The sequence below is a fragment of the Marinobacter sp. genome (assembly GCF_041686475.1).
In the GTDB taxonomy this organism is placed as follows: Bacteria; Pseudomonadota; Gammaproteobacteria; order Pseudomonadales; family Oleiphilaceae; genus Marinobacter.
Map to the genome: position 1 here is coordinate 1 of NZ_JAWLDU010000097.1, position 5,976 is coordinate 5,976.

Here is a 5,976-nt window from a genome sequence, read left to right on the forward strand (position 1 = left end):
AGGTCACCTTCGGAAAAACCGGTGGCCTGGTCTTCGGGGTATAGCTCATCCAGCTTGGCTTTCACCTCCGGATCGATCGACTTACCGTGGCAGCCAAGGCAAAGCTTCTGGGTCGGAATGGCGCTCATATAGCGAAAAGCCGGCTGGCCCTCGGCTTCGGAAACCTGCCAGACCTCGACAGGCTTTCCGTTTTTAACCGGCTGCCGATCCATTGCCTGAAGTTGCATCTGTTGCCATTCGGTAGGGGCGTTATCCGGATTGCGGACTTTCAGGCTGGTTCGGCTGATAGTCCATTCTTCGTTACTGTTGTCGGCAGCAATCTCCGGAGCCACGGTCTTGCAGACGCCAATGCCGTTGGTGAGACCACCCTCCTTGATGGCGGCCTGAAGCGCTTCTTTAAGCGCACCGCTGAACATCTTTACCATCGCGCGCGATTCGGCAACCTGTTTGTCCGCAGATTGCGCGGGCGCCTCGGCCATGGCTGGCATGGAAAGAATCGAAAGCAGAACAGCGGTTGTGATCATCGGTTTGGCCACTGTGTACCTCCCTGGTGTGCTTGCTGATTTGGAATAAGTATATAGCATTATCGAAGCGCGTGAATTGAGCCAGTTGTGTAGCTTGAGGGTAATTCCATCTAGAGAGCTTTACCGGTTAACTGCGAAACGCCTTCTTCGAACGTCTTTATGCTGGCCCACGTCCAGTGTGTCCAGCCATTCCGGAAAGTAGTCTCCCCGTGACTGCTGGAAAAAGCCGTTTTTGCCGATGCCGTCAGGAAATCGGTTCAGTGTAAGCGGACGTTCCTGGATATGGAGGAGCATGATGTCGGCGATGCGCTCGTGGTATTCCAGCAACTCACCCTTGGTAATGCGGGCATCAGGAAAGAAAACCTTGTCAGTATGGGAAAGCTCAACCTGATAGCCACCGTAGTCCTGCTCAGTCATTCTCTGTCTTCCTCCCTGATGGCCTTCAGGTTTCTGCCGGTTTTTACCGAGTCAGTTTCGGTGGAAACCGGGTTACGCCTTGCGTCGGCGGTTTCGTCTTTCATCTTGATCAGTAACCATTGCGGCTTCTTCCCGCCCCGGAAGCGCTTCAGAGCATAGCCTCCCTGAAGCTTCTCGCCTTCCAGCCAGACCTCGATCATGCCGTCCCGGTGGCAGGCGCCCATATTGTCGCCGCGGAGATTCTTGTAGCGGCCTGCGTCCCATACCATTACGGTTCCAGCGCCGTATTGTCCTTCCGGGATGACGCCTTCAAAGTCAGCGTAGTCCAGCCGGTGGTCTTCCACCTCAATCGCAAGCCGTTTTTCCGAGGGGTCCGTGGAGGGGCCTTTGGGGACAGCCCAGGATTTCAGTACGCCGTCCACCTCCAGGCGGAAATCGTAATGCAGTTGACTGGCGTCGTGCTTCTGGATGACGAAGGATCGTCTGGTGCCGTGGCCGTGCTTGCTCATGGGGGGCTCCCGTTTCTGGAGAAGGTCTGAACTGGCACACGTTTGCCTGCGGGTCTTCGGTGGGCGGAACAATCACCCGTATAGTGCAGTCCTGTGGCGGGTTCTGTATAAATGAAAGAGTGGCATTATACCGCTCCGCACGGCTCAGCGATGCTTCGGCAAGGGCTGGGTAGGCCCGGAACAGCAGATAACATTGGTCTATCCCTTGAGTGCCAGAATGCGTCTGGCGCCGTTCAATACAATGCCGCCGACAATGGCACCGATAATCAGGTCCGGATAATTGGAGCCGGTCCAGGCAACCAGTGCCCCGGCCAGGATAACACCCAGGTTGATCACCACATCGTTCGCTGAAAATATCCAGCTGGCCTTCATGTGAGCACCACCTTCCCGGTGCCTCGAGATCAGCAGCAGGCAAATGGTATTGGCAACCAACGCCACAAACGCGACGGCCACCATCAACAGTGACTCCGGCTCACTGCCGAACAGAAAGCGCCTGCCCACTTCAACGAGCACCCCGAGTGCAAGAATGAGCTGTAGAATGCCGGCAACATGGGCTGCCCGCACCTGCATTCTAACGCCATGGCCGACGGCATACAGTGCGAGACCGTACACGGCTGCGTCGGCAAACATATCCAGGGAATCGGCAATGAGCCCTGCGGACTGGGCAATCAGGCCCATGGTCATCTCTACCAGGAACATCAGGCCATTGACGGCCAGCAGTATCCACAGGGTACCTGACTCATCAGCCTGTTCGCTTTTGGAGGATTGAGCGGCCCTGAGAGCTTCCGAATCCGTTGCGCGGGTCTCCTGCAGGGAGGCTCCCAGATCAAGCGTTGCCAGTTTCCGGGTGATAGGGTCGGCGTCTCCATTATGGAGAACTTCCAGTGTGCGGCCAGACAAGTTGAATGAAAGTGCCTGGATGGTGTCGAAGCCACCCAGTACCATACGGATCATCCGCTCTTCCGACGGGCAGTCCATTTTGGGCACCTTGTAGACGCTGAGCCAGTCGCCGGAAGATGCGGAACTTTGGGGATGCACGGTGTTTTCCGGGCCGGATTCGTCGCAGCTACACTGGTTGTTACACGCTCCGCTCATTCATGCACTCCGGTTTTTAATCTGGATGTCACTATTTAAAACCCTGTAGTGGCTACAAGGTCAATGGGAGAATAAAAGCTGGCTACCTGGCTAACCGTTGTCACGATATGCATCCTGGGCGCCATGTCCCCCGGGCCGTCGCTGGCTATTGTACTGAAACAGACACTGACCGGCGGTCGCAGGAACGGCATGGTTACGGCAGTCGCCCATGGGCTGGGCGTGGGTGTTTATGCCTTTCTCAGCATCCTCGGCCTGGCTGCCATCATTACTGCCTCCCCGCTGGCATTCTCTGTTTTGCAGTGGGGTGGTGCGGCCTATCTGGCATGGCTTGGCGCGAGGGGCCTGTTAGCCAGACCCCGGGATGATGCCCCGTTACCGGAAGCGCCCACAACGGCAAGCGCGGCCCGGGACGGTTTTCTGGTTGTGCTTCTGAACCCCAAAATTGCCGTATTTTTCCTGGCCCTGTTCAGTCAGGTAGTGGGAACCGACACCAGCATGCTCGCCAAGTTCGGCTATGCGGCTACCGCAATGGTTATCGACGGAAGCTGGTACCTTTTCGTTACCTGGTTGTTCTCGAACCCACGCTGGCTGCATCTATTGCGCCGGAAAGCCATCTGGTTCGAACGTCTGTTTGGTATGGTTCTGTTAGGGCTGGCCGGCCATCTGGTGTTCGGTATTCTGGATGGGGCATGAATTCAGCGGAGGGACGTCTGTTCATTCTGATCCGGCTGGTCAAATGTATTTCTGATAAGCTCCTCCCTGGGCCTGCCTTTGCGGTCTGAGACTGACATCCGGAGCCAGATTCGTATGAACAGACAATTCCTTCGTGCAAACGTTGCTACTCTACTGATGATGTCCTCGGCCGCGGCTATGGGGGACTGGACGCTGGATATAGAAACCGGGGCCCTTGGCTTTTCCCGCAACGATGTTCAGATTCCCAATGACAGCGAGGGTGATCGCTTTGATCTTCTCGACCTTACTGGCAAAGGGCCCGATCCGTACCTGCGCCTGAAGCTCGAACGTGACTGGGGCGAACGACACACCGTTACAGGCCTGTATGCGCCTGTGCGGACGAGCGGAACCGGTACTTTTGAGGGCGATGTGAACTTTGCCGGGGAAACCTTCGTCGCCGGCTCTGCGGTCCGGGCCAGCTACGAGTTCAACACCTACAGGATTGGCTATCGTTACACCTGGCGGGAGACCGATCGCTGGCGACTGCGGATTGGTGGTTCATTGCTGATCCGCGATGCCAACATCCGTCTGCGACAGGATGACCGCTCCGCTGACGATCCCGATCTGGGCTTCGTGCCTTTGCTGGCCTTTGAGGCAACCCGCTTCCTGACTCCCCGCTGGTCTGCCGAACTGGATGTGGAAGGTCTGGGCGCACCCCAGGGCCGGGCCATCGACGCCAGCGTCAGCCTTAACTACCAACTGAAGGAGGATCTCAGCCTGCGGGCCGGGTACCGGACGTTGGAGGGAGGAGCAGACAACAGCAGCGTATATACCTTCGCCTGGTTGCACTATGGGCTAGTGGGCGTGAGGTACGGGTTCTGAATGCGGATGGTATACGGGGTTGGCCGTGCCGCTGGGGGTTTCTCTTGCTATGATTCCGGCGGTCAATAAAGTAGGGGAAAAAGATGATGTCCATGATGAGCGCCTGCCAACGACATCCGGTGGTCGGACGATCACCGCATGCAGACGTTGGTTCTATGTTGGTGGCTATCATGTCCAGATCCATGAAGCTGTCTCTTTGGATAGCCGTTTTACTGATCACATCAGGTTGCGCTGTTTCGGTTGCTGACAAGTCCGAGTCCCGGGCACTTGGCCGCGAGGAGGCTCAGGACACACGGTTGGGCCGGGCAATAGCGCACAGGCTGGAAAAACATCCGGGTCAGAGCGGCATCTATACGCTTGCGGATCCACAGGATGCGTTTGCGGCCAGGGCTTTGCTGGCCCGGGTGGCGGACCGAACACTCGATGTACAGTATTACATCTGGCGCGGAGACGTGACCGGCACGCTCCTGATCAGCGAGCTGCATGCCGCAGCTGATCGTGGCGTCCGCGTGAGACTCCTGCTGGATGACAATGGCACCTCTGGGCTGGACGATGAGCTATCTCGGCTTGCGAGTCATCCCTTGATTGAAGTTCGTCTTTTCAACCCGTTTGCTCTTCGCTCGTTCAAGTCGCTTGGTTACCTGACCGATTTTTCCCGCTCGAATAGACGGATGCATAATAAATCCTTCACGGCAGATAATCAGGCCACCATTGTCGGCGGTCGCAACGTTGGTGACGAGTATTTTGCAGCGACCGAAGGCGTTCTTTTCGCAGATCTCGATGTTCTTTCTGTTGGACCGGTTGTTAACCGGGTATCGGCAGATTTTGATCGTTATTGGGCCAGCGACTCTGCTTACCCCGTTGAACAGATCCTGAACTCAGAACCCCCGTCCAGTTCCAGTGCCGCCTGGCAAGACGTCACATATTCCGGGTCCCACGAAGCGGCGGCCAGGTATATTGAGGCAATTGAGCAGGCTGATTTTGTCCATGAACTGGTTGGCGGGGATCTCGATTTGGAGTGGGCCCGCACCCGGATGATCAGCGATGACCCGGCAAAAGGTCTCGGTGGGATTCGGGATGATACAACCTTGGCCCATCAGCTTGGTGAAGTTCTGGGCCGGCCAGAGCGAAAGGTTGCATTGATATCCCCTTATTTCGTGCCAACAGCCGCTGGAGTTGACGCACTTGCTGCTCTGGAGAGCAGGGGAGTAGAAGTCACGGTTCTGACCAACTCGCTTGATGCAACGGACGTGGCGGCTGTCCATGCCGGCTATGCCAAGCGCCGAAAGGCGTTGTTGGATGCTGGCATTCAGCTGTTTGAAATGCGCCGTCTTTCATCGTCTGAGCCGGACGGTCGGAGCGCAGGTCCGTTCGGCAGCTCTGGCTCCAGTTTGCATGCAAAAACCTTCGCCGTTGATGGCGAACGACTGTTTGTGGGTTCGTTCAACTTCGATCCGCGCTCGATGCATCTAAATACCGAGCTGGGTTTTGTGATTGAGAGTCCGGCGTTGTCGCAGAGCATTCATCGCGCATTCGGTGACGTTATCCCGCTGCGTAGCTACCAAGTTCATTTGGATGAGAACGATCAGCTTTACTGGACCGAGCAGGTCGATGGTTCTGAAATCCGACATGATCAAGAGCCGAATACGGGATGGTTTCAGCGCGCCGGCATCGGTTTTCTATCGATCTTGCCCATCGAATGGCTGCTTTGATGGGTATTCAGTGCGGATTGCGGAGATTCTGACCAGTCTCGGGTTACAGATTGTAAAAAGGATGGATGGTACCCCCGGCAGGACTCGAACCTGCTACCTTCCCCTTAGGAGGGGGACGCTCTATCCAGATGAGCTACGGGGGCATCTCTGCAAGAAGGGCGGTAT

At 56.5% G+C, this 5,976-nt stretch carries 7 protein-coding genes, 1 tRNA gene and 1 pseudogene; 3 read left to right on the top strand and 6 right to left on the bottom strand.

Features of this window, described 5'->3' with window-relative positions:
- The 5 genes and pseudogenes from ACESMB_RS14235 to ACESMB_RS14255 form a co-directional block, all read right to left on the bottom strand.
- Positions 1-536 (bottom strand): DUF3365 domain-containing protein (locus ACESMB_RS14235; protein WP_372971901.1); only part of this gene is annotated, 536 nt, incomplete at its 3' end.
- A gap of 108 nt (positions 537-644) precedes the next feature.
- Positions 645-941, bottom strand: coding sequence for a hypothetical protein (locus ACESMB_RS14240; RefSeq protein ID WP_372927598.1), 297 nt, complete (start codon positions 939-941; stop codon positions 645-647).
- Positions 938-1,450, bottom strand: a complete 513-nt coding sequence (locus ACESMB_RS14245) for a DNA polymerase ligase N-terminal domain-containing protein (protein WP_372971902.1) — start codon at positions 1,448-1,450, stop codon at positions 938-940. The genes ACESMB_RS14240 and ACESMB_RS14245 overlap by 4 nt, the downstream gene beginning before the upstream one ends.
- A 70-nt stretch (positions 1,451-1,520) precedes the next feature.
- A pseudogene (locus ACESMB_RS14250) lies at positions 1,521-1,745 on the bottom strand (DUF6363 domain-containing protein); the annotation flags it as partial.
- Positions 1,649-2,545: a cation transporter gene (locus ACESMB_RS14255; RefSeq protein WP_372971903.1), complete on the bottom strand. Its 897-nt coding sequence runs from the start codon at positions 2,543-2,545 to the stop codon at positions 1,649-1,651. The gene ACESMB_RS14255 and the pseudogene ACESMB_RS14250, both read right to left, overlap by 97 nt.
- A gap of 123 nt (positions 2,546-2,668) precedes the next feature.
- Here ACESMB_RS14255 and ACESMB_RS14260 point away from each other — a divergent pair, with 123 nt between their 5' ends.
- The 3 genes from ACESMB_RS14260 (at position 2,669) to ACESMB_RS14270 (ending at position 5,811) form a co-directional block, all read left to right on the top strand.
- Entirely contained in the window at positions 2,669-3,238 is a 570-nt protein-coding gene (locus ACESMB_RS14260) for a LysE family translocator (RefSeq protein ID WP_372927601.1), read from the top strand.
- Positions 3,239-3,352: 114 nt separating this feature from the next.
- Positions 3,353-4,099 carry a hypothetical protein gene (locus ACESMB_RS14265; protein ID WP_372927602.1) on the top strand — a complete coding sequence of 249 codons (747 nt, stop codon included), beginning with the start codon at positions 3,353-3,355 and terminating at the stop codon, positions 4,097-4,099.
- A 170-nt stretch (positions 4,100-4,269) separates the two neighbouring features.
- Positions 4,270-5,811 (top strand): phospholipase D family protein, encoded by a 1,542-nt coding sequence (locus ACESMB_RS14270; RefSeq protein ID WP_372971904.1) that lies wholly within the window; start codon positions 4,270-4,272, stop codon positions 5,809-5,811.
- Between the two features lie 66 nt (positions 5,812-5,877).
- Here the strand turns inward: ACESMB_RS14270 and ACESMB_RS14275 are convergent.
- Positions 5,878-5,954 (bottom strand) — tRNA-Arg (locus ACESMB_RS14275).
- Positions 5,955-5,976: the final 22 nt, after the last annotated feature.

What these genes read in the sequence shown, in the direction of transcription:
- ACESMB_RS14265 (WP_372927602.1), top strand. Translation starts at nt 3,353, where the DNA reads ATGAACAGACAATTCCTTCGTGCAAACGTTGCTACTCTACTGATGATG.
- ACESMB_RS14245 (WP_372971902.1), bottom strand. Translation starts at nt 1,450, where the DNA reads ATGAGCAAGCACGGCCACGGCACCAGACGATCCTTCGTCATCCAGAAG.
- ACESMB_RS14240 (WP_372927598.1), bottom strand. Translation starts at nt 941, where the DNA reads ATGACTGAGCAGGACTACGGTGGCTATCAGGTTGAGCTTTCCCATACT.
- ACESMB_RS14270 (WP_372971904.1), top strand. Translation starts at nt 4,270, where the DNA reads ATGTCCAGATCCATGAAGCTGTCTCTTTGGATAGCCGTTTTACTGATC.
- ACESMB_RS14260 (WP_372927601.1), top strand. Translation starts at nt 2,669, where the DNA reads ATGTCCCCCGGGCCGTCGCTGGCTATTGTACTGAAACAGACACTGACC.
- ACESMB_RS14255 (WP_372971903.1), bottom strand. Translation starts at nt 2,545, where the DNA reads ATGAGCGGAGCGTGTAACAACCAGTGTAGCTGCGACGAATCCGGCCCG.